Below are 26,168 nucleotides of genomic sequence, written 5' to 3'. Positions count from 1 at the left end.
TCTTGAATTTCTCGACGGCACCGGCAACGCCGCCGACCTCGTCCTTGCGGCCGAGACCCGGCAGCACCACGGCGAAGTCGCCGCCGGCGAGCTTCTCCATTGCGGCAGTCAGGGCGCGCATCGGACGGGCAATACTGAAGATCGAGAAGACGCAGGCGCCGATCAGGACGAGCGCGACCAGCACGCCTGCGATCAATGACGTCCGCGCAACGGACGCAGCCTGCGCTTCCGCCGCCGTGCGCGCCTCCTCACTCCTGTGCTTGGCGAAGTTCGTGATTTCGTCGGCGAGCTCCGATATTTCCGCGTTGATCGGCGCCAACGTTTCCTTGCGGATGCGGTCGATCTCGGCGGTCAGCTTTGCCAACTGCGTCGCCGCTTCGCCGTCCTTCTTCGACTCGAGTGCGAGCTCCTGCTTGCGGATCGCCTCGATCTGCTGCTCGCCCTTCTGGAAATTTCCGATCAACACGATCAGGCGGTCGATACGCTTGTGGTTCTCCGGCGATTGCGAAAGCCTTGCCATTTCACCCGAGAACTTCAGGGCCGACGTCTGCCGGTCATTGAAATAGCTGGCGGCTTTCTGCATCTCGGTCGGTGAGCTCGACATCAGGATGTCGCGAATGCCGATCTGCATGCCCCGCACCGACGATTTCGCTTCCGCGGCATTGAGCGCGATCGCCTGCTGTCTCGATGCGCTATCGCCGAACTTCTGGACCTCGGCGCCTCCGCTCATCTGGAGGAGGATCATCACGGCGACGAGCGCGAGGGTCAGCGCCGAGGTGATGGCGAGCTTGGTGCCAATTCGCAGGTTCTGAATGATCATCATCGAAAAATATCCTTGGGATACGCATTGTCGCGACCAAGCGCGTGAGCAGCTGGGAAGGATATCTGACGAGCCCTCCATTAACGTTAAGCGCGAGAGCGGCGCCGCTTAGGTAGAAATACTGAATGCGCCGCTCGAATTGCCGGATTACCGCAACTATCCCGCGCAATCGGAACATGCTTCGCGAATTTGCGAGGTCCGCGTGCGTTAGCGTCCACCCCCTACGAGGTCGCTCCGCAGACGCAACCGATTTCGGATTCGGTTGCGACTGCGCGATGCCGCGTCACGCTGCGCGCACGGTATCGAGGAACTTGCCGACCTCGAGCTTAAGGCGGTTGCTGTCTCCGGAGAGCGACTGGGCCGCCGCCAGCACCTGCGACGACGCCGAGCCGGTCTCGCTCGCCCCGCGCTGCACGTCGGTGATGTTGGCCGAGACCTGATGGGTGCCTTCCGCCGCCTGCTGCACGTTGCGGGAGATTTCCTGTGTCGCCGCGCCCTGCTCCTCGACGGCCGCAGCGATCGTGGACGATATCTCGGACAGCTTTTCAATGGTGTTGCTGATGGCGCTGATGGCGGCGACCGAGTCCTGCGTCGCCGCCTGAATGCCGGAAATCTGCTGGCCGATTTCGCCGGTCGCCTTCGCGGTCTGCTCCGCCAGCGCCTTCACTTCGGAAGCCACCACGGCAAAGCCGCGACCGGCTTCGCCGGCGCGCGCGGCCTCGATCGTCGCGTTGAGTGCCAGCAGATTGGTCTGGCCGGCGATGGTGTTGATCAGCTCGACCACGTCGCCGATCCGCGTCGCCGCCCTGGACAATTCGCTGACACGCTCTGTGGTGACGCGCGCCTGGCCGACAGCTTCGTGGGCCACGCGGGCCGATTCCTGCACCTGCCTGCTGATCTCGGTGATAGAGGACGATAGCTCCTCGGTCGCCGACGCCACCGCCTGCACGTTGGTCGACGCCTCCTCGGAGGCCGCAGCAACCATGGTCGTGAGCTGCTGCCCGCGCTCCGCGGTCGATGTGAGCGTCGACGCCGAGGCTTCGAGTTCGGTCGCTGCCGAGGACACGGTATGGACAATCTCCCCGATGGCGGCTTCGAAGCCGTCGGCCAGCTTCCGCATATCCGCCTTGCGCTGCTCGTCTGCCCGCCGCTCGGCCGCAGCGTGATCGCCGCGCATGCGTTCGACTTCGAGGCCGTTTTGCTTGAAGACTTCAACGGTCCGCGCCATCTCGCCGACCTCGTCACCTCGGCGGGTGCCTGGCACGACTGTCCTGAAGTCGCCATTGGCGAGCCCACCCATCGCAACCGAAATGGCTGAAAGCGGCTTGAGGATCCGGCCAAAGGTGATCCAGAAACTGAGGCCAGCGAGCATCACCGAGACGCAGAGCAACACGACCGTGAAAGCGAAATTACGAGTGCTGCCTTCTGCCTGCATCGTGGCTTCGCGGTCAGCGGCCGCGCCAATGGCTTCACCGAGCTTCAGCACCGCATTGATGCCGGCAGTGGCCCGCGTGAAGTATTCGGGTCCGGTGATCTTGTAGTCCCCGCCTTCGCCACCGGCGAGCACAATTGCCCGCGTTTCGCCGTAGGCTCCAAAATAGGACTTCTCGACCTCCGTCATCGCCTCGCCGATCTGCACGGCGAGGTCGGAGCGCAGCCGCACCGGCAATACCGTGTCCCATGCGAGTTCGACCTTGGCTCGCAGCGCCGAAAGGCGCTCATAGCCCTCCATCCCGAGCTTCGCGCGCGCACCGACGACCCCAGCCAGCAGGGCCCGCTCCCTTCCGGCATTCTCGGCCATCTGAGCTGTCAGATGTCGCAAGCCGATGAGCTGAGCCAGCCTTGCCACGGGCGGGCTGGTGAGCGTTTCGAGCGTCAGCCGCAAACGGTTGCTCGCGACGTCGATCACCTCCGTAATTGTCGGCGCGAAGCCATCTACGAGGTCAGGCTCGCGTTCGACGCGCGGGCGCGACATTCCCGCATCGGCCTTCTCACGCAAGAGACGCAGCGCCTCAAATTTCGCCGCGGCGTCCGCAATCTGTCTTTGCCCCGCCGTCATTTCGGGAACCGCGCTGATATCGAGGGCGGCTTGGCGAAAGGCCTCGTCGGCCGTCGCGCGCGCCTTGGCGATTTCGGCACGGCGCTCGGGGCTGACGACATCAGGAGACTTCAGCACGGCGTTGGTCAGCCCGCGTTCAATCGCCCAATGTCCTGCGCTGCGCAGCAGCAGATGGGCAACTGCATTGACCTTCAGGAATGCCTCTGACTCTCGCCTCTTGAGGATAGCCTCATAGGCGATGAATCCAGCCGAGGCCAACCCCAGCAAGACCAGGGCAGAGATGATGATCGGCAAGATCGTGCCGATCCGAACATTTCCAAGCCGACTCCACGCGCTGGCGGCCTGAGTTCGGACCTGCTGATGATGAGCAGGGCTCAACATGCTAAGTTTCCCCCAAAGGAAACACGCAGCCAAGTCCTTGCCGGCTGCATGGACGTTGATCGCCCTTGCCGGAGAATCTAGTCCTCGAGTTTCGCATTCTGGTTAACGGGAGGGCCCGGAGAAATACCGAGATTTCAGCCCAAATAATTGAAATGGAAGAGATAATTTCGCGAGTAAGTTGTAAATTTCAGCTGGAGGTCGCCGCCGTTTGCTTTTGCAGCCGATGTTCGCCGAAGGCATGCGCGAGACGTTCGCGGCGACGATCGGATGCAAAAACGCCCCGCCTGAGAGAGGCAGGGCGTCTCTACTAACTGTCTGGAACGAGGTTCTTAGGCGGCGCGCACGGTGTCGAGGAACTTGCCGACCTCAAGCTTGAGGCGGTTGCTGTCGCCGGACAGCGACTGCGCGGCTGCCAGCACCTGCGACGATGCCGAGCCGGTTTCGCCTGCACCGCGCTGCACGTCGGTGATGTTGGACGAGACCTGATGAGTGCCTTCGGCCGCCTGCTGCACGTTGCGCGAGATCTCCTGCGTCGCCGCGCCCTGCTCCTCGACGGCCGCAGCGATCGTGGACGATATCTCGGACAGCTTTTCGATGGTGTTGCTGATGGCGCTGATGGCGGCGACCGAGTCCTGCGTCGCCGCCTGGATGCCCGAAATCTGCTGGCCGATTTCGCCGGTCGCCTTCGCGGTCTGCTCCGCGAGCGCCTTCACTTCGGAAGCCACCACGGCAAAGCCGCGGCCGGCCTCGCCGGCGCGTGCCGCCTCGATCGTGGCATTGAGTGCCAGCAGATTGGTCTGGCCGGCGATCGTGTTGATCAGCTCGACCACGTCGCCAATGCGCGCCGCCGCCTTGGACAATTCGCCGACACGGTCGGTCGTGGTTCGGGCCTGGGTAACCGCCTCGCTCGCGACCCGCGCCGATTCCTGCACCTGGCGGCTGATCTCGGTGATCGAGGACGACAGCTCCTCCGTGGCCGACGCGACCGACTGCACGTTGGTCGAGGCTTCCTCCGAGGCTGCGGCCACCACTATCGTCAGCTCCTGTGCCCGCTCCGCCGTCGAGGTCAACGTCGAGGCCGAAGCCTCGAGCTCTGTCGCGGCCGACGACACCGTATCGACGATCTCGCCGACGGCGCCTTCGAAACTGTCGGCAAGCCTGCGCATATCGGCCTTGCGCTGCTCGGCCGCCACCTGGTCCTGTCGCATCTTGGCTTCCGCTTCTTCGCGCGCCTTCTGCTCCGACACGATCTTGAATTTCTCGACGGCACCGGCAACGCCGCCGACCTCGTCCTTGCGGCCGAGACCCGGCAGGACAACAGAGAAGTCACCACCAGCGAGCTTGTCCATGGCAACCGTGAGCGCGCGGATCGGCCGCGCGATGGTCAGGAAGGACATCAACCACGAACCGATGAGGACGAGCACGGCGCACGCACCGACCACCATGCCGAGACGCTCGCTCGCGGCCATCTCCTGGCTCGCGGCAGCGATTTCTTCATCGCTCTTGTGCTTGGCGAAATCGGCAATCTCGCTGGTCAAATTGTCCAGCTGTGTGGCAAGCGGCAGCGTCACCTCGCGGATCTGGCGCGCGCCTTCCTCGGAAATCTTGGCGGCGCGGACGGGGTCCGTGGCCGCAACCGCAATGGCCTCGCTGCGAACAGAGGCGTTCTGCTGCGCGCCCTTCAGGTAATCGGCCGACGTAGACTTGAGCTTCTCCATCCGCGCGCGGTTTTCCGGGGCGTGCGACAACCTGAGCATGGAATCGACAACGCCGTTCAGTGCTTTCGACCGCTCCAGCAGAAGCTCGCTCGCCTTTTGCAAGTCACCCTGATTGTTGGCGAGACGCATGTCCCGTACGGCGAGTTGCAAGCCGCGTATCCCAAGCTTGGCTTCGGTGGCCTCGCGCACCAATTCCTGCTGCGCAATCGCTGCCTGGTTGGAATGACGCACGGTGTTGTTGCCCATGACCTGGCTCGCGATCATGGCGCCGACGAGAATAACGCCGAACGCCGAAGCGAGCGCGAGCTTGGTACCGATTTGCAGATTCTGAATGAGTCTCGACATGAGGGCGTTTCCCGGGTTGCGCGGCCAAGTCATTGTCGGCCGCCCTCGGCGTTGATCGCCCTTGCCTAAAAACTGAGCTTCAGGTGTGGTGATCCGGTTAACGATCGCCCCCGGACAAATACCGGACTTACCGGAAAATCCCTTGAAAAACGGCACGGTCTGCGCGCTTAACAGGTTAACCACACGCAGCGGTAGGATGCCCGATTTCTAGCCAGTGCGACCAAGGGCCTTTTGGCCCTCGCCGATCAGGCTAATCCGGAACACCGGCTCCTTGTTCTCGTCGAGCAGCTCCATGCGCCATTCGGCGTTCGGCTTCAGGCTGCGCGAGATGCCGCCGAGCAGATTGGCACAGACTTCGGTCATCTCGCTCCAGGCCGCGGCGCGGTCCTCGAACTCATATGGCTGGTCGGCAGCACCGGAATAGCGGCCCGTGCTGATACGGAAGAAGTACAGCGACATCGTTGAACCCTTTTATCGGGCCGCGCCCCCGGCCGTACGCAAACTGGGGCGCGAACAGCTACCAACGCATGAAAGCCGCCGTCTGTATGACTACGGCGCGGCGGCTTCGTGTCTGATGGCAGCTCTCAACGACAAAGTGCGCGGACTGTCCCGCGCACCAACTCACTGGGTGGAGCGGCGCAGTTCCAGCGGGGCCTCGTCCCCGGCGGGCTCCGATTTGACTTGCGGCTTCACCGGCTCGAGCCGGCTACTCTCGACGCGCGGGGTCTCGACACGCGCGGCGACTTCGGTGTTGGGCGTGCCGACCGAACCCGTGTGTTCCGAAGTGCGCAGCGAGCGCGGCCGCGCCACGGCGCGCGCCATCAGCATCTGGTTGCCGCCCTGATGATGGAAGTCGCAATAGGCGAAGCCCATCCCCGATACCGAGCCGCGGAAACTGCGATCGTCGGTCTTTTCAAGGTTGAAACAGGGCTCGAACGGAATGCCCTTGATGGAGGCGCAGACGTTCTGGCCGCGGATCTGAAGCGTGTTGCCGGGCAGGCGGAGATGTTTCACCGGACCTGCACCCGAGAACTGCACGGCGCCGGCGGCGCCGAGGTCGTCCATGATGCGGCCAGCGCCGCGGGTGCCGTCAAAGCAGGTGAAAGCAAACACCTTCCCGGCGACGAAGCGGCGCGCCTCATCGGCGTTCATGCTTCCAGCAATGGCCGGCGCAAGCGTCGCTACCGCCGTGACCGCCCCCAACACAATACGCGCAAGCATGCTCAACTCCGAACCAACCCCGCAGCGGGCTATGCCTTATCTCTTTACCCGCTGCTTACCATACTAACCATGGCGACATTGAAGCAGCATGGTTGGTAAAGTCTGAACGCCGTTAGACAATTTTTACAACGGTGCGACCGCGGACTTGGCCGGCCAGGATTTTCGCGCCCCACTCCGGAACGTCGGAAAGCGAAATTTCGTGAGTAATTTCAGCTAGTTTTGTCCGATCCAGATCGGACGCCAGGCGCTGCCAGGCGGCTTTCCGCGGCTCGATCGGACACATCACGGAATCGATGCCGAGAAGGCACACCCCGCGCAAAATGAAGGGAGCGACGGAAGACGGCAGGTCCATGCCGGCAGCCAAGCCGCACGCCGCGATCGCGCCGCCGTACTTCGTCATCGACAGCAGGTTTGCGAGCGTGGTCGAGCCGACGCTGTCGACGCCACCCGCCCAGCGCTCCCTCGCAATGGGCTTGGCGGCCGCCGACAATTCGTTGCGGTCGATCACCTCCGTCGCGCCGATCTCTTTCAGATAGTCCGCTTCGGACGCACGGCCGGTGGACGCGATGACGTGATAGCCGAGCTTTGAGAGCACGGCGGTCGCAACCGAGCCGACGCCGCCCGCCGCGCCCGTCACCACGACCGGACCGCTCTTCGGAGATACTCCGTGCTTCTCCAGCGCAAGCACGGACAGCATCGCGGTGAAGCCGGCGGTGCCGATCGCCATGGCGTCGCGCGCCGACAGGCCCTGCGGAAGAGCGACCAGCCAGTCGCCTTTCACCCGCGCCTTCTCGGCATAGGCCCCGAGATGCGTCTCGCCCATGCCCCAGCCGGTGCAGACGACCTTGTCGCCCGCCTTCCATTGCGGATGCGAGGACTGCTCGACCGTGCCGGCGAAATCGATGCCGGCAATCATCGGGAAGCGGCGCACCACCGGCGCCTTGCCGGTGAGCGCAAGGCCGTCCTTGTAGTTCAAGGTCGACCATTCCACGCGGACGGTTACGTCGCCCTCCATCAGCTCGGCTTCGTCGAACTGCGTGAGCTGCGCGGTGGTGCCCTTGTCCGCCTTGTCGATCCGGATCGCCTTGAACGTCGCCACAGCAAAACTCCCTGACTTGTTTCAGGGGATGTTTAGCCGATCAGGCAGGCTGCGCAACCGCCCGCTGGACCGGTTTCTCCACGATCGGAAGATTGATCAGCGCCGAGAGCACGCCGAACAGGATCGAGAGCCACCAGATCGGCGTGTAGGAACCGAACCGCTCGAACACGATGCCGCCGAGCCAGACGCCCAGGAAGCCGCCGACCTGATGGCTGACGAAGGCGAAGCCATAGAGGGTGGCGAACCAGCGCGTGCCGAACATGATCGCGACCAGCGCCGAGGTCGGCGGGACGGTCGACAGCCAGGTCAGGCCGGAGACCGCGCCGAACGCAATCGCCGAGAACGGCGTGATCGGGAACGAGATGAAGGCAAGCGTCGCAAGCGCGCGCGTGAAATAAATGGTCGAGAGGATGTAGCGCTTGGGCAGGCTGTTCTGGAGATAGCCGACGCTCAGCGATCCCATGATGTTGAACAGGCCGATCGCGGCGATCACCCAGCCGCCGATTTGCGTGGAGATGCCGCTGTCGACCAGAAAGGCCGGCAGATGCACCGTGATGAAGGCAAGCTGGAAGCCGCAGGTGAAGAAGCCGAGCACCAGCAGCACGTAGGAGCGATGGCCGAAGGCTTCCGCGAGCGCTTTGGTGAAGGTCTGCTGGTCGGCAGGCGGCGCGTTTGCGGTGCTTGCGACCGGCGGCGTCGAGAGCGCCAGTGCCAGCGGGATGATCAGCAGCATCAGGAAGCCGAACACGGTGAGCGCCTGCTGCCAGCCGAAATTGTCGATCAGGGCCACACCGATCGGCGCGAACAGGAATTGCCCGAACGATCCCGCCGCAGTGCCGGCGCCGAGCGCAAGGCCGCGCTTCTCGGCCGGCAAGAGCTTGGTAAAGGCCGACAGCACCAGATTGAACGAGCAGCCGGCGAGACCGAAGCCGACCATGACGCCAGCACCGATGTTGAGGGACAGCGGCGTCGAGGAATAGCGCATCAGGAGCAAGCCGCCGGCATAGAGCAGAGCGCCGACGCACATCACCCGGAACAGGCCGAAGCGATCGGCGACCGCACCGGCGACGGGTTGGCCCAGTCCCCACAGCAAATTCTGAAAGGCAATCGCGAGGCCGAACACGTCGCGGCCCCAGGCATATTCATGACTCATCGGCTGCACGAAGAAGCCCAGCGCCGAGCGCGGGCCGAAGCCGAGCATCCCGATCGCGCAGCCGCAGAGAATGATGATCGCCGGCGTGCGCCAGGAGGAGGAACGGGAGACCGAACCTAGCTCACCCATCTGTGTCGACATGCTGTTCCTCGTGCGTCGTCGCGGTTTCGCAAATGGCAGCCGCGAGCGAGCTCGTTTAATGCATCTGCATGAAAACCCCAAGTCAAAAACGATTGCATTCCGAGAAGAGCTGGCGCGGGAGCATTGCATTTCCTCGCGGCCTCGTCCGACGCGCCGGGCGCCCGACCTGACGGAAATGTGTGCGGTGAGATCTGGCGGCTCCCAACATGACGTGCTATTTACTATTTGCTCAGATCGAGCATATCGAATGGATCCCCGGCCTATCGGCCGGATTTCTCAGGCTCTATATATGCTCATAATGAGTATAAAAAACATGCACCGGAGGCTTCGATGCCGCTAACTGGAATTTACGGCCCCGACGACTTTGCGAACCGGCCGCAGGGCCACGTCATCACCCCGGCACGGGCCGAGCAGGCGCGAACCGGACCTCCGCTGCCGATGCCTTCGCTGGAATGGACGCCGGAGGTCGAGCGAGCCACCGCGCCGCTTTACGAGCGCGTGAAACACGTCATCCCGCCGATCGAATGGCCGCTGATGGCCCCGACGATCAAGGCGATCAACGAGCTGAAGCAGGCCCGGGACGCGGTGATCCTCGCGCACAATTACCAGGCGCCGGAGATCTTCCACTGCGTCGCCGACATCGGCGGTGATTCGCTCCAGCTCGCGGTCGAAGCCACCAGGGTGAAGGCCGGCATCATCGTCCAGTGCGGCGTGCACTTCATGGCGGAGACGTCGAAACTGCTCAATCCGGACAAGACGGTGCTGATTCCTGACACGCGCGCCGGCTGCTCGCTCGCTGCCAGCATCACCGGCGCCGACGTCCGCCTGCTCCGTGACAAATTTCCCGGCGTGCCTGTCGTTGCCTATGTCAACACCTCCGCGGAGGTGAAGGCCGAGGTCGATATCTGCTGCACCTCGTCGAACGCGGTCCAGGTGGTCGAGAGCCTCGGCGCGCCCAGCGTGATCTTCCTGCCCGACCGCTATCTCGCCACCTACGTGGCCTCGAAGACCGACGTGAAGATCATTGCCTGGAAGGGCGCCTGCGAGGTGCACGAGCGTTTCACTGGCGCCGAGCTGCGCAGCTACCGCGAGGCCGATCCCTCCGTGCAGATCATCGCCCATCCCGAATGCCCGCCGGACGTGCTGGCCGAGGCCGATTTCACGGGCTCGACCGCGCACATGATCAACTGGGTGCGTGAGCGGCGGCCGCGGCGGCTGGTGATGATCACGGAATGCTCGATGGCCGACAATGTCCGCGCCGAGCTGCCCGATGTCGAGATGCTGCGTCCCTGCAATATCTGCCCGCACATGAAGCGCATCACGCTCGCCAACATTCTGGAGAGCCTGCTGACGCTTCGCGAGGAAGTGACGATCGATCCCGCACTTGCGGACCGCGCAAGGCGCTCGGTCGAGCGGATGATCAATTTAAAGAACTGAGAAAAAGCCATGACAAACAACATCAACACGCTCCACCGCTCCGACGACGTCATCATCGTCGGCGGCGGCCTTGCCGGATTGTTCTGCGCGCTCAAGCTCGCGCCGCGGCCCGTGACATTGATCTCGGCCGCGCCGCTCGGACAGGGCGCGTCGTCCGCATGGGCGCAAGGCGGCATCGCCGCGGCAATGGCTGAAGGCGATACGCCGGAAGCGCACGCCGCGGACACGGTTGCAGTTGGCGGCGGCATCGTCGACGAAGCTGTCGCTCTCGGGATCGCGCGCGAGGCCGCACCGCGGATTCACGACCTTCTCGCCTATGGCGTGCCGTTCGACCGCGATCTCGAAGGCAGGCTCGCAGTCGGGCGCGAAGCCGCACATTCGGCGCGCCGCATCGTGCATGTGCGTGGCGATGGCGCGGGCGCCGCCATCATCGCGGCGCTGAGCGATGCCGTGCGGCGCACGCCGTCGATCCGACTGATCGAAGGTTTCGTTGCCGAGGCGCTGTTGACCGAGGACGGCGCCGTCACCGGCCTTCAGTTGCGCGAAGCCGACAATTTCGCCGCACGGCCGGTCCTGCTCGCCGCGCGGACGGTGGTGCTGGCCACGGGTGGCATCGGCCATCTCTATGCCGTCACCACCAATCCGCGCGAGGCTAGCGGATCCGGCCTTGCGATTGCTGCACGCGCAGGCGCGGTCATCGCGGATTCCGAGTTCGTGCAGTTTCACCCGACCGCCATCATGGTCGACCGCGATCCCGCGCCGCTCGCCACGGAAGCGCTGCGCGGCGAAGGCGCGACACTAATCAACGGCCGTGGCGAGCGTTTCATGGCGGCGCTTCATCCGCTCGCCGAGCTTGCACCGCGCGACATCGTGGCCCGCGGCGTGTTCGCGGAGATCTCGGCCGGGCGCGGCGCCTTCCTCGATGCGCGGCAAGCGCTGGGCGCACGTTTTGCCGACAGATTCCCGACCGTTCATGCAAGCTGCATCGCCGCCGGCATCGATCCCGCCACGCAGGTCATCCCGATCGCACCGGCGGCGCACTATCACATGGGCGGCATCGCGGTCGACCATCGCGGACGCAGCTCGATCGAAGGGCTCTGGGCCGGCGGCGAAGTGTCGTCCACCGGCGCGCATGGCGCCAATCGCCTCGCCTCGAATTCTCTGCTGGAGGCCGTGGTCTACGCCGCGCGCATCGCCGACGACATCGCCGGCCGCGCGATTCCCTCGCCCGCCCACCTTTCGGACGTGGCGACGCCGCGGGGCGGCGCGCCGGATGCTGCGGCCGTGAAGCGGCTGCGGACGCTGATGAGCGCGCATGTCGGCGTGATCCGCGATGGTGACGGGCTTGCGGACGCGGTTCGCAGCTTCACCACGCTCGAACGCGAGGCCACGAGCATCGCGGTGCGCAACATGGCAACGGCAGCCCTGCTCGTGGCGGCGTCGGCCTGGAACCGGTGCGAGAGCCGCGGCGCGCATTTCCGCTCCGACCATTCCGCGGACGTTCCCGCACTCGCGCAACGCACAATGACGACGCTCGCAGCAGTGCGCGAGATCGCAGATGGCCTGACCGAACGCCCGACACCGCGCACCGCGCAACCCATGATCGCCTGACGGAGTCTGCCATGATCACCTCAACCTCTCTGCTCTATCCCGACGCCTTTCTCTCCCCGCTCGCGATCGACGAGGCCGTGCTCCGCGCGCTCGATGAGGATCTCGGCCGCGCCGGCGACATCACCGCGCTTGCGACGATCCCCGAGGCAACGAAGGCGCAAGCGATCCTGGTCGCACGGCAGTCCGGCGTGATCGCCGGCTTGCCGCTGGCCCTCGCCACGTTGCAAAAACTCTCGCCCGACATCGAGATACGCGCACATGTTCGCGACGCCGCGCGCGTCGCCCGCGGGCAGCAGGTGCTGACGATCTCGGGGCCGGCACGCGCCTTCCTCACGGCGGAGCGGACCGCGCTGAATTTCGTCGGCCGCCTGTCAGGCGTTGCGACGCTCACGGCGGACTATGTTGCGCGCACCGAGGGTACCCGGATGCGGATCTGCTGCACGCGAAAAACCACGCCGGGATTACGCGCGTTGGAGAAATACGCGGTACGTTGCGGCGGCGGCTTCAATCACCGCTTCGGGCTCGACGACGCGATCCTGATCAAGGACAACCACATCGCGGTCGCCGGCGGCATCCGCCCCGTGCTGGAGCGCGCCCGCGCCCATGCCGGCCACCTCGTCAAGATCGAGATCGAGGTCGACACGCTGCCGCAGTTGCGCGAGGTGCTCGACACCGGCCTTGCCGACGCTGTGCTGCTCGACAACATGGACATTGCGACGTTGCGCGAAGCCGTTGGGATCAACGAGGGACGCCTCGAATTGGAGGCATCCGGCGGTGTCACCCTGGACTCGATCGCAGCCATCGCGGCGACCGGCGTCGACTACGCCTCAGCCGGTGCGCTGACGCATTCGGCGCCGAATTTCGACTGCGCACTGGATATCGAGGCGTGATGCGGGGTTCCCTCTCCATCATGGCCGGGCTTGTCCCGGCCATCCACGCCTTGCAACTCTGTGCAAACAACGTGGATGCCCGGGCCTTCGCCTCGCCGAAGTGGCTTCGGCCGCGCAGGCGGGACAAGCCCGGGCATGACGAATTCTTGTGAACAGCTACCTTCGCTCGGTCGCGCCCATCTCGGCGGAGCTCTTGGCTTCCTGGGTGAGCTCGGCGGAGAGCGCGGCGGTCTGCGCAGGCGTCCCCCAGCTCGGTTCCTCGCTGCCGTCGCCCCAGGCGCGTGGGCGATAGAAGGTGTGGACGCCGGTCTTGTACATCTTCTTCATCTCGGCCACCCAGGACGGGCGAACCCAATAGGCGTGGTAGTGCGTGGACTTGCCGACCTCGGGCAGCCAGATCTGGCCGTCGAGCATGGCCTTCGAAATCTTTTTCGCACGCTCCCACATCTCGGGCTCGCGGATCACGTCGGCATTGTTGTCGCAGGCGAAGGTGAACTGGCAGGCGAGATGGCGGTGCTTGTTCTGATAGACGGCGCCGCACACTGTGTCCGGATATTTGCCGGAGAACACGCGGTTCATCACCACCTGCGCAACCGCCATCTGGCCGCGCACGGCCTCGCCGCGGGACTCGAAATAGACGGCTTCCGCAAGGCATTTTTCGGACTTCGCGCGCGACTTGTCGTCGAGCGCGAGCCGTTCGGCCGGCGATCTGGCGCGCTGGTTGTCGATGTTGACCTCACCCTTCGGCGCGACGCTCTCGCCGCTTTCGATATCCTTCGCAATTTCCTCCGACGGCGGCGACAGCGAGGCCGTCACCTTCATGTCGGGGTCGGGCATCACGATCAGCGGCTCCGCACCCGGTTGCCAGCTCTCGATGCTCTCGACGTTGCCGCCGAGCGAGGAGCTCCCGAAGAACAGGTTCGAGGTCTTAACGCGGAATGGATCGCGCGGCGGTGCGGCCGGTATGGTGGCCTGCTTCAGCGCTTCGAGCGGCTGGAGCGCGAGCGAGCGCGCAGCATCACTGGCTTGTGGTGCATTGGTGTATTGCGGCAGCGGCGGCGCGCGCAGCGCTTCCGCGAGTTCGGGATCGAGCGCGGCCGCGGACTCCGGCGACATCGCCTGTGGCAGCGCGACGGTTTTGGCGCCGAACACCGAGCTGTTCGACGTCGCGGGATCTTCCTGCGTCGGCGCTGCCGTTGGCGCGCCCGCTTCGGGAGCCTGCGTCGGTGTGACCGTTGCGAGGCGATCACCCTTCATGGAGCGATCGACCTTGGGAAAATCGGCGGCCTGATAGCGCGGCGGCGCCTGAAGCGCCGGATTGCGGCTGATCGCGCCGGTGACGTCACGGCCGTCGAGGCTCGCGAGGCGAACCATCGCGCTCTGCGGCGCCGAAGTGCCGATCGGCCGGGAAAAACGGTAAGTGGCCAGCTGTATGGAGGACGCAGCAGAGAACACCTGCTTCTGCCAACGCTCCGCGACGCCGGGTTGGCGCGCCAGCAGCGAGGCAATGTCCTGATAGCCGGTCTCTCTCGGCATCAATGCGAAGATGCAGAGACCGATGCCGAAGGACGCGAACCGCGCGCCCTTCGGATGGTTACGCAACAAAAACATCGATACGCTCACGCTACGCTTACGCTAGAAAAATCGAGCCGCAGTACATCCGTGCAATTCGATCTTTATCGTGAGTATCTAATTTAGGTTGCCGGGGCGTTAATCGGCGTTGCGCATGCGGCACACGCAAGCAATCGCAGGTGTTTTCGCGGGGTGATGATGCACCTTGGTAAATGCGCCCTCACGCGGCGAGGTAAACAATTGGTCAACGCGAATGGTGAAGGAACTCTTGCGCGCACGTCGCATACGGGACGCACGCTGAGTTCCCGCTACTGCGATGTGCTCACACGCACGCGCCTCAAGCTCGTCAATGCGAGGAGCTCTCGCGACGAAGCAATCCAGACTGCTGCCGCGGAAAGATGCTGGGTTGCTTCGCTGCGCTCGCAATGACGATGTGGAAGCAGTCGAGCCTCAAAATGAAAAGAGGCGGGGTTTTGCCCCGCCTCTTTCGCTCTCAATATTTCAAGTCGCCGCTCCGCTTATGCCTGGCTCGCCACCGCCTTGCCGAGCGCGGCTTGCGCGGCCGCGAGGCGGGCGATCGGGACGCGGTAGGGCGAGCAGGAGACGTAGTCGAGGCCGATCGCATGGCAGAAGGCGACGGAGGCGGGATCGCCGCCGTGCTCGCCGCAGATGCCGACCTTGAGCGAGGCGCGCGTCTTACGACCGCGTGCGACGCCGATCTTGACGAGCTCGCCGACGCCTTCCTGGTCGAGCGCGACGAAGGGATCGATCGGCAGGATGCCCTTGGACACATAGGTGCCGAGGAAGCTCGCGGCATCGTCACGGCTGATGCCGTACGTCGTTTGCGTGAGGTCGTTGGTGCCGAACGAGAAGAACTCGGCGCTCTCCGCGATCTCGGCCGCGAGCAGGCAGGCGCGCGGCAGCTCGATCATTGTGCCGACCTGATAAGTCAGCTTGGTGTTGGTGTCGCGCATCACCGCCTTCGCGGTGGAATCGATGCGCGCCTTGACGAGGTCGAGCTCCATCTTGGTGGCGATCAGCGGCACCATCACCTCGAGGCCGACGGCCTTGCCGGTGCGCTTCTCGGCCTCGACCGCTGCTTCGAAGATCGCACGCGCCTGCATTTCGGCGATCTCGGGATAGGCGATCGCGATACGGCAGCCGCGGAAGCCGAGCATCGGATTGAACTCCGAAAGCTCGCGCGCGCGGTCGGCCAGGCGCCGCGGGTCGGTGTTCATGGCGCGGGCCACTTCCTCGACCTCGGCATGGGTGTGCGGCAGGAACTCGTGCAGCGGCGGATCAAGCAAACGAATCGTGACGGGCAGGCCCTTCATGATCTCGAACAGCTCGACGAAGTCGGCGCGCTGCATCGGCAGCAGCTTTGCCAGCGCAGCGCGGCGCGACTGCTCGTCCTCGGAGAGGATCATCTCGCGCACCGTGCGGATGCGCGTCTCCTCGAAGAACATGTGCTCGGTACGGCAGAGACCGATGCCTTCCGCGCCGAACTTGATCGCGGTGTGCGCGTCTTCCGGCGTGTCCGCGTTGACGCGCACGCCGATCTTGCGGACCTGGTCGGCCCATTTCATCAGCGTGCCGAACTCGCCGGACAGCTCGGGCTCGATCATCGGCATGCGGCCGGCAAGCACCTGGCCGAGCGAGCCGTCGATAGTGATAACGTCGCCGGTCTTGAAGGTGCGCGAGCCGATGCTCATGGTGCCGCGGCCGTAATCGACCCGGATGGTGCCGCAGCCGGAGACGCAGGGCTTGCCCATGCCGCGCGCGACCACCGCAGCGTGCGAGGTCATGCCGCCGCGGGTGGTCAAGATGCCTTCGGCGGCGTGCATGCCGTGGATGTCTTCGGGGCTGGTCTCGATCCGGACCAGAATCACCTTGCGTCCGTCGGCCTGAAGCTTGGCCGCTTCGTCCGAGGAGAACACGATCTCGCCGGAGGCCGCACCCGGCGAGGCCGGCAGGCCGGTCGCGATCACGTCGCGCTTGGCGTTGGGGTCGATGGTCGGATGCAGCAGCTGATCGAGCGAGGCCGGGTCGATCCGCGTCACCGCTTCCTTCTTGGTGATCAGGCCTTCATTGGCGAGCTCGACCGCGATGCGGAGCGCCGCTTTCGCGGTGCGCTTGCCGCCGCGGGTCTGCAGCATCCAAAGCTTGCCCTGCTCGACCGTGAACTCCATGTCCTGCATGTCGCGGTAGTGCTTCTCGAGCAGCGTGTAGATCCGCGTCAGCTCCTTGAAGGCCTCCGGCATCGCCGATTCCATCGACGCCTTGTCGGAGCCCGAGTCCTTCCGCGCTTCCTCGGTGATGTCCTGCGGCGTGCGGATGCCGGCGACCACGTCCTCGCCTTGCGCGTTGATCAGGAACTCGCCGTAGAGCTTGCTCTCGCCGGTCGAGGGATTGCGCGTGAAGGCAACGCCGGTCGCCGAGGTCTCGCCCATGTTGCCGAACACCATGGCCTGCACGTTGACCGCGGTGCCCCAGGATTCCGGAATGTCGTGCAGCCTGCGGTAGGTCACCGCTCGGGCGTTCATCCAGGATGAAAACACGGCGCCAATCGCGCCCCAGAGCTGGTCGTGCGGATCCTGCGGAAAATCCTTGCCGGTTTCGCGAGCGACCGCGTCCTTGTACTTGCCGACCAGATCGACCCAGTCGTCGGCGGTGAGATCCGTGTCGAGCGTGTAGCCCTGGCTGTCCTTGAAGGTGTCGAGGATTTCCTCGAAATGATGATGCTCGAAGCCGAGCACCACGTCCGAATACATGGTGATGAAGCGGCGATAGCTGTCATAGGCGAAGCGGCGATCGCCCGACAGTTCCGAGAGCGCTTCCACGGTTTCGTCGTTGAGGCCGAGATTGAGCACGGTGTCCATCATGCCCGGCATCGAGGCGCGGCCGCCGGAACGCACGGAGACGAGCAGCGGGTTCCTGGAATCGCCGAAGATCTTGCCGGTCAACTTGCCGACATGATCGAGCGCCTTCTCAACCTGCGACCGCAGTTCCTTGGGGTAGGATTTGTCGTGCGCGTAGAAATAGGTGCAGACCGAGGTTGGGATGGTGAAGCCCGGAGGCACCGGCAGGCCGAGATTGGCCATCTCGGCGAGGTTGGCGCCCTTGCCGCCGAGCAGGTCGCGCATCTCCGCTTTGCCCTCGGCCTTGCCGTCGCCGAACGTGAACACCCACTTGCCGGCCTTGGCCGCAACAGGCGCGGCCTTGCTTGAAGCAGCCTTGCTTGGTGCCGGCTTCACGGCAACCTTCGGCGCAACCGGTTTCGTCGGTGCCTTTGCAACAGCCTTGGAAACCGACTTGGAAACCGACTTGGCGGCAGGCTTCACAGCCGGCTTGGCCAGCGGCTTAACAGCGGCTTTGGCCACGGGCTTCGGGGCGCGCTTGGCAAGTGCCTTGCGGGCCGCCGGCGCGGCTTTCGCCTTGGCGGAGGACTTTGATTTCGCTGGCATTTTCGCTGGAGTTTTCGAGGCGGCTTTGGCCATAGCTTGCACACAACCTGCGAGAGGAATGGGTAATTGCGGGCCTTACACCACTTTGGGCAGGTCCGCGCAAGTCGAAGAGTTCCGTAGAATGAAGGCCTAGAGATGGAGCCACTTCAACAATCCGAGCCCGATCGCACCATTTATGATGAGAAAAATCGCGACGATCAGGTTCAGGAGGCGCGGCATGATCAGGATGAGCACACCCGCAAGCAGCGACAGGATCGGCGAGATATGGGCGACGGTGATGTGCATGAATTTTCTTTCCGTGGGGTGGGGCGAATCGCGGCGGGATCATAGCGGACTGGGTTCCGCGGGTAGAGACGCACTGGGCGCGCGCGAGTTCCCGGCTCGCGAAAACAGCCCGAAAATGCCGCGAATGCGGCGTGCGTTTTCCGGAACATCGCGGAGACGCGTGCATTGGCAACCGGTCGCGCCATTGGCGCTTCCGAAAACCTTCTCGAAGGAGTTGCCCATGCGGAACAGGATTCTTGCTCTTGCAGCGCTCGCGGCCGCGATCGGCTCGCCCCTTGCGGCGCAGGCGCAAAGCGGCGTCACAGTGGGACGCGCGCCCGTCGTCGTCGACAGCGGCCCGACCATTGCCGTCGAGCAGCGGCCGGCTTTCCGCGACTATGTCGTTGAACAACGCGTGCCGGCTTTCCGCATCCCGGATCGCGTGGTGGTCGGTGCCACCTTACCTGAAAGCGGCGTCACCTATTATGACGTGCCGCAACGTTTCGGCGCCACCACCTATCGCTACACCGTCGTGAACGGCGAGACCGTGCTGGTCGAGCCGCGCTCGCGACGCATCGTCGAGGTGATGGACTAGCACTTTCACGGGATCAACTAGGTGTCCGGCGCGTCACATCAATCAGGCTGACGCGAGCAGTATAGTCGGACATCAGGCCCCGCCCGGTCCTCCCCCCGCCGGGCGGGGCTTTTTTGTGTGGACACTCTTCGCGCACGGTAATGCGGCCACCAACTCCGTCGTCAAGGCCGGGCTTGTCCCGGCCATCCACGCGTCTCCACGAGAAGAAGGACGTGAATGCCCGGGACAAGCCCGGGCATGACGGTGTTCATTGCGCCCAAACCGCGCTCAATCCTGGATCTTCGAGAAATCCGCCACCGCACGCGTGGCGCTGCGGATCTCGTTGAGCAGCTTCAGGCGATTCTCACGCACCTTCGCATCCTCGTCGTTGACGCGAACCTTTTCGAAGAATGCATCGACCGGCGGACGTAGCTTGGCCATCGCACTCATTGCGGCCGCGAAGTCTTCCTTCGCGACAGCAGCACTTGCCTCCGCCGTCACCTCGCCGATCGCCTTGGCCAGCGCCTTCTCCTCGCCGAGACCGTAGAGCGCGGCATCCGGCGCCCCGTCGAACGTGCGCTTGTCCTTCTTCTCCTCGATGCCGAGGATATTGCTGGCGCGCTTGATGCCGGCGAGCAAATTCTTGCCGTCCTCGGACTCGAGGAATTTGCCGAGCGCCTCGACGCGGCGAACGATCATCAGAAGGTCATCCTGGCCACCGAGCGCGAACACGGCGTCGACGAGATCGTGCCGCGCGCCCTGCTCGCGGAGCTGAACTTTCAGGCGATCTGCGAAGAAGGCGAGCAGGTCGCTCGGAAGCTTCTGCGCATCGGCAGGCTTCAAGGACAAGGCGGCGAGTGCGGATGCCGCCATCTTCATTAGCGACAGACGTAGTCCGTTCTCGGTGATCAGCCTGATCACGCCCAGCGCCGCACGACGCAGCGCATACGGGTCCTTGCTTCCCGTCGGCTTCTCGTCGATTGCCCAGAAGCCCACTAGCGTATCGAGCTTGTCCGCGAGCGCCACTGCGACGCTGACCGGATCGGTCGGCACGCGATCCGCAGGCCCCTGCGGCTTGTAGTGCTCCTCGCAAGCGGCGGCGACCGAGGCATCCTCGCCCTGGGCCAGCGCGTAGTACTTGCCCATCAGGCCCTGCACCTCGGGGAATTCGCCGACGACTTCGGTCAGCAAATCCGCCTTCGCCAGATGCGCGGCCCGCGTGGCCTTTGCGACATCGGCGCCGACCAGCGGCGCGATCTCGGCGGCGAGACGCTCGATGCGCTTGATGCGTTCAGCCTGGGTGCCGAGCTTCTCGTGAAACACGATCTGCTCGAACTTCGGCAGGCGATCCTCGAGCTTCGTCTTCAGGTCCGTCTCATAGAAGAACTTCGCATCCGACAGGCGCGGACGGATCACGCGCTCGTTGCCGGCGACGATGGTCTTGCCGCCGTCGGCCGCCTCGATGTTCGCCGTGAGGACGAACTTGTTGGTCAGCTTGCCCGTCTTGGAATCCCTGACGACGAAGCACTTCTGGTTGTTGCGGATGGTGGCGCGGATCACCTCTTCGGGGATCGCGAGATATTCCGCTTCGAACGATCCCATCATGACGACGGGCCATTCGACCAGGCCCGAAACCTCATCGAGCAGCACCTGGTCCTCGACCAGTTCGAACCCTTGGGCGAACGTCAGCTCCTTGGCGTCGGCAAAGATGATGTCCTTGCGCGCCTGCGGATCGAGGATGACCTTGGCAGCCTTCAGCTTCGCTTCGTAATCCTCGAAGCGGCGCACGGAAATCGCGCTAGGTGCCATGAAACGATGGCCGTAGGTGGTCTGGCCGGCCTCGATACCGTCCACCGAGAATTTGACGACATCGGGCTCTTCGGTTTCGAGCCCGAACGTCGCGGTGATCGCGTGCAGCGGACGCACCCAGCTCAGCGAGCCCGGCTTGCCGGAGCGCGCACCCCAGCGCATCGATTTCGGCCAGGGGAAGGTGCGGATGATTACGGGAAGGATTTCCGCGAGCACGTCGATCGCGTCGCGGCCGGGCTTCTCGATCAGCGCGATGTAGAAGTCGCCCTTCGGATCGCGCTGGATCTTGGCGTCATCCAGAGACGTCAAACCGGTCGCTTTCAGAAAACCCTGCACGGCCGCATCGGCCGCGCCGATCTTCGGTCCACGGCGTTCGGTCTTCAGGTCAGGCTGGCGCGCAGGGATGCCGTGCACGGTGAGCGCAAGGCGGCGCGGCGTCGCGAACGCCTTCGCGCCCTCGTAGACGAGACCTTCGGCGACGAGCTTGTCGGTGACCATGCGGCGCAGATCGTCGGCCGCCTTGGCCTGCATGCGCGCGGGGATTTCTTCGGAGAAAAGTTCAAGCAAAAGATCGGGCATCAGGCCGCTCCGCCCGCTTCAGTATGTATCCAGGCCTCGCCGCAAGCCTTTGCCAATTCGCGCACGCGAAGAATGTAGCTCTGCCGCTCCGTCACCGAGATCACGCCGCGCGCGTCGAGCAGGTTGAACACGTGGCTCGCCTTGATGCATTGGTCATAGGCCGGCAGCGACATCAAATGCGCCTCGCGCTTGCCATCTTTCCAACCGGCCTCGAGATATTTCCTGCAAGCCGCTTCGGCCATCTTGAACTGCTCGAACAGCATCGCGGTGTCGGCGATCTCAAAATTGTGCTTCGAATATTCCCGCTCGGCCTGGAGGAAGACATCGCCATAGGTGACCTTGGCGTCACCGTCGCGGCCGTTGAAGTTGAGGTCGTAGACGCGATCGACGCCCTGCACATACATGGCGAGGCGCTCGAGCCCGTAGGTGAGCTCGCCCGCGACCGGCGCGCATTCGACACCCGCAACCTGCTGGAAATAGGTGAATTGGCTGACTTCCATGCCGTCGCACCAGCACTCCCAGCCGAGGCCCCAGGCACCCAGCGTCGGGCTCTCCCAGTCGTCCTCGACGAAGCGAATGTCGTGCACGGCGGAATCGATGCCGATCGCGGCGAGCGACTTCAGATACAGCTCCTGAAGGTTCGGTGGCGACGGCTTCATGATCACCTGGAACTGGTAGTAGTGCTGCATCCGGTTCGGATTCTCGCCGTAGCGGCCGTCCTTGGGCCGGCGCGAGGGCTGCACATAGGCCGCATTCCAGGGCTTTGGCCCGAGTGCGCGCAGCGTGGTCGCCGGATGGAAGGTACCCGCACCCATTTCCATGTCGTAGGGCTGCAGGATCACGCAGCCCTGCTCGGCCCAGAACCGCTGGAGCGCGAGGATGAAGCCCTGGAACGAGCGTTCCGGGCGCATATGGGCGGGCAAGGAGGCGTCCATCGTCAGATCGGGCTCTCGCGGGGGGTTGAATCGCGCGGGACCGTATCGACGGCAGGGGTGGGAATCAAGGCAAAGGGGGCCAATCCCGTCATGCCCGGGCATCCACGTTCTTCGTGCGTCGGTAAGGCGTGGATGGCCGGGACAAGCCCGGCCATGACGAGCGCAGCAGCTAACCCGGGCGATAGGCTCCGGTCACGGGATCCTGTTTTAGCGTCTGGACGGCCCCCCTATGGGCGGCCTCGGCGACGCGCGAGAGGCGCATCTCCTCCAGCTCCTGGTTGATCCTGACAGCGGTCTTGTAGGCCCAGCGGACCACGGCAAGCCCGCCCAGGACGCCCGCGAATGCGACGAACGGCGGCATCGGTCGTTCCTTGTTCACAATGCTCAGCCCCCACGCGCATTCTTGCGCAGACCGGGCCGCGCCGCAATTGGCACGGCTTCAAGTCTCCTTGGGGCCAAATGGCGCGGCAGGGCTCCGTCTAGAATCCGAATTTCGCCCAAATCGACCGCGTCTCGACCGCGGAGATCAGCTCGTCCGGCAGGCTGGCCATTGATTCCATGGCCGAAAGCTGCCCCGCGCCGGGCGATTTCCGACCCAAAAGGCCGGAGAGCAGACCGGTCGGCTGGGCAATCACGGGGGTGAGAACCTTCTCGCCAAAGCGGGCACGAAGAGTTGAGCGGAGATCGCCGATGCTGTCGGCGAGCCCTAGCGCGATCGAACTCTCGCCGGCCCAGTATTCGCCCGTGAACAGGGTGTCGTCGGAGCCCTTCAACCGCGCGCCGCGGCTTTCCTTCACCAGCGCGATGAATATCTGGTGGATCTCGCGCTGGAGCGCCTTCAGCTTGGCGACGTCGTCGGGGTTTTCAGGGAGAAACGGGTCGAGCATCGCCTTGTGCGCGCCGGCGGTGTAGAGGCGCCGCTCGATGCCGAGCCGCTTGATCGCCTCCTGGAAACCAAAGCTGCCGCCGACCACGCCGATCGAACCGAGGATCGAGGACGGATCGCAGATGATCTCGTCGCCGGCGCAGGCGATCATGTAGCCGCCGGAGGCCGCGACGTCCTCGACGAACACCAGCACCGGCAGCTTCTTCTCCGCCGCGAGCTGCTTGATGCGCAGGTAGATCTGGCGCGACTGCACCGGCGAGCCGCCGGGCGAATTGATCACCAGCGCCACCGCCTTGGCGTTGCGCGTCGAAAACGCCCGCTCCAGCACCCGCGAAACGGTCGCGAGCGTCATGCCCGGGCGCAGCGGCGTCACTGCACCGATCACACCGGACAGCCGCACCACCGGCACCACGGCCGTTCCGGGACGGAAGCGCGCCGGCAGATATTGCATGAGCTTGTCGGCCAGGCCGGAACTCTCACGATCGTTCAATTGTTCGGCCATGCCGTTACCTCTGATTAACTATTTCTTATCACGCGACTGTCATTGGAAGGGCCCGGAACGTGTTTTGCAGAACCCCCGTTGAGAGGCTGCAATGGGCCAGCGGAGAACACCATGAAAATCTATCTGCTGATGCTGCTGATCGGTGCGCTGTTCATGGCGATCCGCCTGACGACTCCGCAAGAGCAGCAGTCGGAATCGCTTCCGCAATAGCTCAGCACGGCTCCACCAGGGGTAGAGCCGCCCTTCCCTCCAGAATATCCATCACCTCTTTTTTAGGCACGCGTGATTCCTCGTTGAGCACGAGGCCCGGCAACAATCGTGCCGGGGCCCTCCCGCCCTTGACCGCGCGCACCAGCACGCGGATCGCGGGCCGCTCGGCTTCAGCGTGAACCGGCAGAATCGCGAGACTGCCGAAGCCGCGAGACAGTCCCGCCAAAACCTCCGCGATCCCATCTGCGCGCCAAATCAATGTCAGCGCGCCATTCGAGCGGAGGATGCGCCGCGCCGCGTGCACCCAGGCATTCAGCGTCTCATCCGTCGCCACATGCGCGATCTGGCGCGCCTGATCGGGCGAGCCGCGATGGCGAGCGGGATCGTTGAAGGGCGGGTTCATCAGCACCACGTCGACGCTGTCCGGCACGAGCCCGCTGGCCGCGAAGGCCTGCGCGTCCGCGGTGACGTCGAGCACGATCGTCTCGGCGGCAATCGCATTCGCTGCCGCATTGGCGCGCGCAAGCTCCGCCAGCTCGGGATCGATCTCGACCAGGCCGAGCCTGATCCCGGCAACGCGCCGCGCCAACGCAAGCCCGGCCGTGCCAATGCCGGCGCCGAGATCGACGACGCGGTCGCCCGCCCTCGCCTCCGTCGCCGCCGCGAGCAGAATGGCGTCGTGCCCCGCGCGATGGCCGGACCGCTTCTGCTTCAGCCGCAATTGCCCGCCGAGAAAGGCGTCCTCGGTGAGGTCTGCCAGTGCTTCACTCATCGCCGCGCAGTTCGTGGCTGAGGCCGGCCTCGGTCAGAAGCTGCCGGGCTTCGAGGGCGTCGTCCTCATGGACCAGGATCCGCCGCGGCAAAATGCCAAGCGAGCCCTCGATGATGCTCATGTTCTGGTCCAGTACCAGATGATGGATGTTGGCGCCGTCGAGCAGCGCGCCGATCGCCGACACCAGCACCATATCGTTGGTCCGAACCAGTTCTCGCAAAACACAGGCCTCCTGCCTGAAGGGGATTAAGCACCAAATGTCAATGGTTCCACGGCCCTTGCCGCATCCCCGTCCAGTTTCTATTGTCTTTCCATCAGAATAGCCCTTCCGGGGCAAATATTGGAGACCGGCGTGGCCGTCATCGTACCTTTCGAAACTCCCGGCGCGTCGATCGAAGAGCTGGTTGCCCTTGTCGCCGGTGACATGGAGCGCGTCAACGCCACGATCCTGTCGCGGACCGGTTCGGACGTGACCATGATCCCGGAGGTCGCCAACCATTTGATCTCCTCCGGGGGCAAGCGCCTGCGGCCGATGCTGACGCTGGCCATGGCCAACCTCGCCGGCTACACCGGCGACGGCCATATCAAGCTCGCCGCCAGCGTCGAGTTCATGCATACCGCCACCCTGCTCCATGACGACGTCGTCGACGAAAGCGAGATGCGCCGTGGCAAGCTGTCGGCACGCATGCTCTGGGGCAATGAGGCGAGCGTGCTGGTCGGTGACTTCCTGCTCGGCCAGGCCTTCCGCATGATGGTCGAGGTCGGCTCGCTCCGCGCGCTCGACATTCTCTCCGCGGCCGCCGCCACCATCGCCGAGGGCGAGGTGATGCAGCTTGCCGCCGCCAAGAACACCGCGACCACCGAGGACGAATATCTCGCCGTGATCCGCGGCAAGACCGCCGAGCTGTTCGCGGCCGCCTGCGAGGTCGGACCCGTGATCGCCAATCGCCCGAAGGCGGAGCAGACCGCCTGTCGCTCGGTCGGCATGAATCTCGGCATCGCCTTCCAGCTCGTCGACGACGTGCTCGACTATGGCGGAAAGAGCGCCAAGCTCGGCAAGAATACCGGCGACGATTTCCGCGAGGGCAAGATCACGCTGCCCGTCGTGCTCGCCTTCCGCCGCGGCAACGACACCGAGCGCGCCTTCTGGATCCGCGCGCTCGAGCGCGGCGAGATCGGCGACACCGACCTCGACCACGCCATCGGGTTGATGAACAAGCATCGTGCGCTCGAAGACACGCGCAGCCGTGCCCAGCACTACGGCGCCATGGCGGTGGACGCGCTGGCGCTATTCCCGTCCTCGCCGATGAAGAGCGCGCTGGAGCAGGTCGTGGCGTTCTGTCTGGCACGGTCGCATTAGCTACTTGCATCCTTAGCGCTTGCTGGTAGCCACACCCTCAGTGTCGTCCCGGCGAAGGCCGGGACCCATTACCCCGATCAGCGTTGTCTTAGCGTCTGTGGCAACGATCGTGCACCACAACAACAGTCGTGGCTATGGGTCCCGGCCTTCGCCCGGACGACATCGTTGAGGTAGCGCCACCACTGCATCAACAGCGTCACTGCGAACGCAGCGAAGCAATCTGGAATCTTTTCGCAGAGGGACTCTGGATTGCTTCGCTCCGCTCGCAATGACGGAGCAAGGAGCGCAGGCGTCGCTCGCCAACTCGCATCCGGATCGCAGAGATAGTTTTGCAGTCCCGCACCTCGTCCTCCCGTGCGGGGAAGT

The 26,168-nt window shown here is 64.5% G+C and carries 21 protein-coding genes; 5 read left to right on the top strand and 16 right to left on the bottom strand.

Features of this window, described 5'->3' with window-relative positions:
- From N551_RS36150 to N551_RS0121495, 7 genes are all read right to left on the bottom strand, one after another.
- A partial coding sequence (locus tag N551_RS36150) for a HAMP domain-containing protein (RefSeq protein WP_035961731.1) occupies window positions 1-823 on the bottom strand: 823 nt, incomplete at its 3' end.
- Window positions 824-1,103: 280 nt separating this feature from the next.
- Window positions 1,104-3,260, bottom strand: a complete 2,157-nt coding sequence (locus N551_RS0121520) for a methyl-accepting chemotaxis protein (RefSeq protein ID WP_245287838.1) — start codon at window positions 3,258-3,260, stop codon at window positions 1,104-1,106.
- Window positions 3,261-3,589: 329 nt separating this feature from the next.
- Window positions 3,590-5,323: a methyl-accepting chemotaxis protein gene (locus N551_RS0121515; RefSeq protein ID WP_027568627.1), complete on the bottom strand. Its 1,734-nt coding sequence runs from the start codon at window positions 5,321-5,323 to the stop codon at window positions 3,590-3,592.
- Window positions 5,324-5,530: 207 nt separating this feature from the next.
- Window positions 5,531-5,782 (bottom strand): hypothetical protein, encoded by a 252-nt coding sequence (locus N551_RS0121510; protein WP_027568626.1) that lies wholly within the window; start codon window positions 5,780-5,782, stop codon window positions 5,531-5,533.
- A gap of 162 nt (window positions 5,783-5,944) precedes the next feature.
- Window positions 5,945-6,544, bottom strand: a complete 600-nt coding sequence (locus N551_RS0121505; protein WP_027568625.1) for a hypothetical protein — start codon at window positions 6,542-6,544, stop codon at window positions 5,945-5,947.
- Between the two features lie 112 nt (window positions 6,545-6,656).
- Complete coding sequence (locus N551_RS0121500; protein WP_027568624.1) at window positions 6,657-7,643, bottom strand: MDR family oxidoreductase; 987 nt, start codon at window positions 7,641-7,643, stop codon at window positions 6,657-6,659.
- A 40-nt stretch (window positions 7,644-7,683) separates the two neighbouring features.
- A complete protein-coding gene (locus N551_RS0121495) occupies window positions 7,684-8,937 on the bottom strand; it encodes an MFS transporter (RefSeq protein WP_027568623.1) in 1,254 nt (417 codons plus the stop codon).
- 330 nt (window positions 8,938-9,267) lie between these two features.
- On the opposite strand from N551_RS0121495, the gene nadA reads away from it, so the two are divergent.
- The 3 genes from nadA to nadC are packed head-to-tail and all read left to right on the top strand — an operon-like array spanning window position 9,268 to window position 12,875.
- The gene (gene nadA, locus N551_RS0121490) at window positions 9,268-10,374 is read left to right on the top strand and encodes a quinolinate synthase NadA (RefSeq protein ID WP_027568622.1); all 1,107 of its coding nucleotides are present in this window, start codon (window positions 9,268-9,270) and stop codon (window positions 10,372-10,374) included.
- A gap of 9 nt (window positions 10,375-10,383) precedes the next feature.
- Window positions 10,384-11,985, top strand: coding sequence for an L-aspartate oxidase (locus N551_RS0121485; RefSeq protein WP_027568621.1), 1,602 nt, complete (start codon window positions 10,384-10,386; stop codon window positions 11,983-11,985).
- An 11-nt stretch (window positions 11,986-11,996) separates the two neighbouring features.
- Window positions 11,997-12,875, top strand: coding sequence for a carboxylating nicotinate-nucleotide diphosphorylase (gene nadC / locus N551_RS0121480; RefSeq protein WP_027568620.1), 879 nt, complete (start codon window positions 11,997-11,999; stop codon window positions 12,873-12,875).
- A gap of 156 nt (window positions 12,876-13,031) precedes the next feature.
- On the opposite strand, the gene N551_RS0121470 is transcribed toward nadC, so the two are convergent.
- The 3 genes from N551_RS0121470 to N551_RS37325 form a co-directional block, all read right to left on the bottom strand.
- A complete protein-coding gene (locus N551_RS0121470; protein WP_027568619.1) occupies window positions 13,032-14,486 on the bottom strand; it encodes a cell wall hydrolase in 1,455 nt (484 codons plus the stop codon).
- Between the two features lie 479 nt (window positions 14,487-14,965).
- Window positions 14,966-17,944 carry a pyruvate, phosphate dikinase gene (ppdK, locus tag N551_RS0121465; protein ID WP_027568618.1) on the bottom strand — a complete coding sequence of 993 codons (2,979 nt, stop codon included), beginning with the start codon at window positions 17,942-17,944 and terminating at the stop codon, window positions 14,966-14,968.
- A 96-nt stretch (window positions 17,945-18,040) separates the two neighbouring features.
- The gene (locus tag N551_RS37325; RefSeq protein WP_007594951.1) at window positions 18,041-18,196 is read right to left on the bottom strand and encodes a DUF3096 domain-containing protein; all 156 of its coding nucleotides are present in this window, start codon (window positions 18,194-18,196) and stop codon (window positions 18,041-18,043) included.
- A gap of 220 nt (window positions 18,197-18,416) precedes the next feature.
- Here N551_RS37325 and N551_RS0121455 point away from each other — a divergent pair, with 220 nt between their 5' ends.
- The gene (locus N551_RS0121455; protein ID WP_027568617.1) at window positions 18,417-18,770 is read left to right on the top strand and encodes a DUF1236 domain-containing protein; all 354 of its coding nucleotides are present in this window, start codon (window positions 18,417-18,419) and stop codon (window positions 18,768-18,770) included.
- Window positions 18,771-19,037: 267 nt separating this feature from the next.
- Here the strand turns inward: N551_RS0121455 and glyS are convergent, their stop codons facing one another.
- The 6 genes from glyS to N551_RS0121420 form a co-directional block, all read right to left on the bottom strand.
- Window positions 19,038-21,137 (bottom strand): glycine--tRNA ligase subunit beta, encoded by a 2,100-nt coding sequence (glyS, locus tag N551_RS0121450; RefSeq protein ID WP_027568616.1) that lies wholly within the window; start codon window positions 21,135-21,137, stop codon window positions 19,038-19,040.
- Window positions 21,137-22,072, bottom strand: coding sequence for a glycine--tRNA ligase subunit alpha (locus N551_RS0121445; protein ID WP_027568615.1), 936 nt, complete (start codon window positions 22,070-22,072; stop codon window positions 21,137-21,139). Before N551_RS0121445 ends, glyS begins: the two co-directional genes overlap by 1 nt.
- 169 nt (window positions 22,073-22,241) lie before the next feature.
- Entirely contained in the window at window positions 22,242-22,433 is a 192-nt protein-coding gene (locus tag N551_RS0121440) for a hypothetical protein (RefSeq protein WP_007607173.1), read from the bottom strand.
- A gap of 118 nt (window positions 22,434-22,551) precedes the next feature.
- Window positions 22,552-23,460: a S49 family peptidase gene (locus N551_RS0121435; RefSeq protein ID WP_027568614.1), complete on the bottom strand. Its 909-nt coding sequence runs from the start codon at window positions 23,458-23,460 to the stop codon at window positions 22,552-22,554.
- Window positions 23,461-23,671: 211 nt separating this feature from the next.
- Window positions 23,672-24,442 (bottom strand): tRNA1(Val) (adenine(37)-N6)-methyltransferase, encoded by a 771-nt coding sequence (locus tag N551_RS0121425; protein WP_027568613.1) that lies wholly within the window; start codon window positions 24,440-24,442, stop codon window positions 23,672-23,674.
- Window positions 24,435-24,662: a DUF2007 domain-containing protein gene (locus tag N551_RS0121420; RefSeq protein WP_007594964.1), complete on the bottom strand. Its 228-nt coding sequence runs from the start codon at window positions 24,660-24,662 to the stop codon at window positions 24,435-24,437. The genes N551_RS0121425 and N551_RS0121420 overlap by 8 nt, the downstream gene beginning before the upstream one ends.
- A gap of 132 nt (window positions 24,663-24,794) precedes the next feature.
- Between N551_RS0121420 and N551_RS0121415 the strand changes: the two genes are divergently transcribed.
- Window positions 24,795-25,802, top strand: a complete 1,008-nt coding sequence (locus N551_RS0121415; protein WP_007594965.1) for a polyprenyl synthetase family protein — start codon at window positions 24,795-24,797, stop codon at window positions 25,800-25,802.
- The last annotated feature ends 366 nt before the right edge of the window (window positions 25,803-26,168 follow it).

The sequence above is a fragment of the Bradyrhizobium sp. URHA0013 genome, assembly GCF_000518345.1.
In the GTDB taxonomy this organism is placed as follows: Bacteria; Pseudomonadota; Alphaproteobacteria; order Rhizobiales; family Xanthobacteraceae; genus Bradyrhizobium.
The sequence above is the reverse complement of the archived record's forward strand: the minus strand, read 5'-3'. Positions and strand labels throughout refer to the sequence as shown.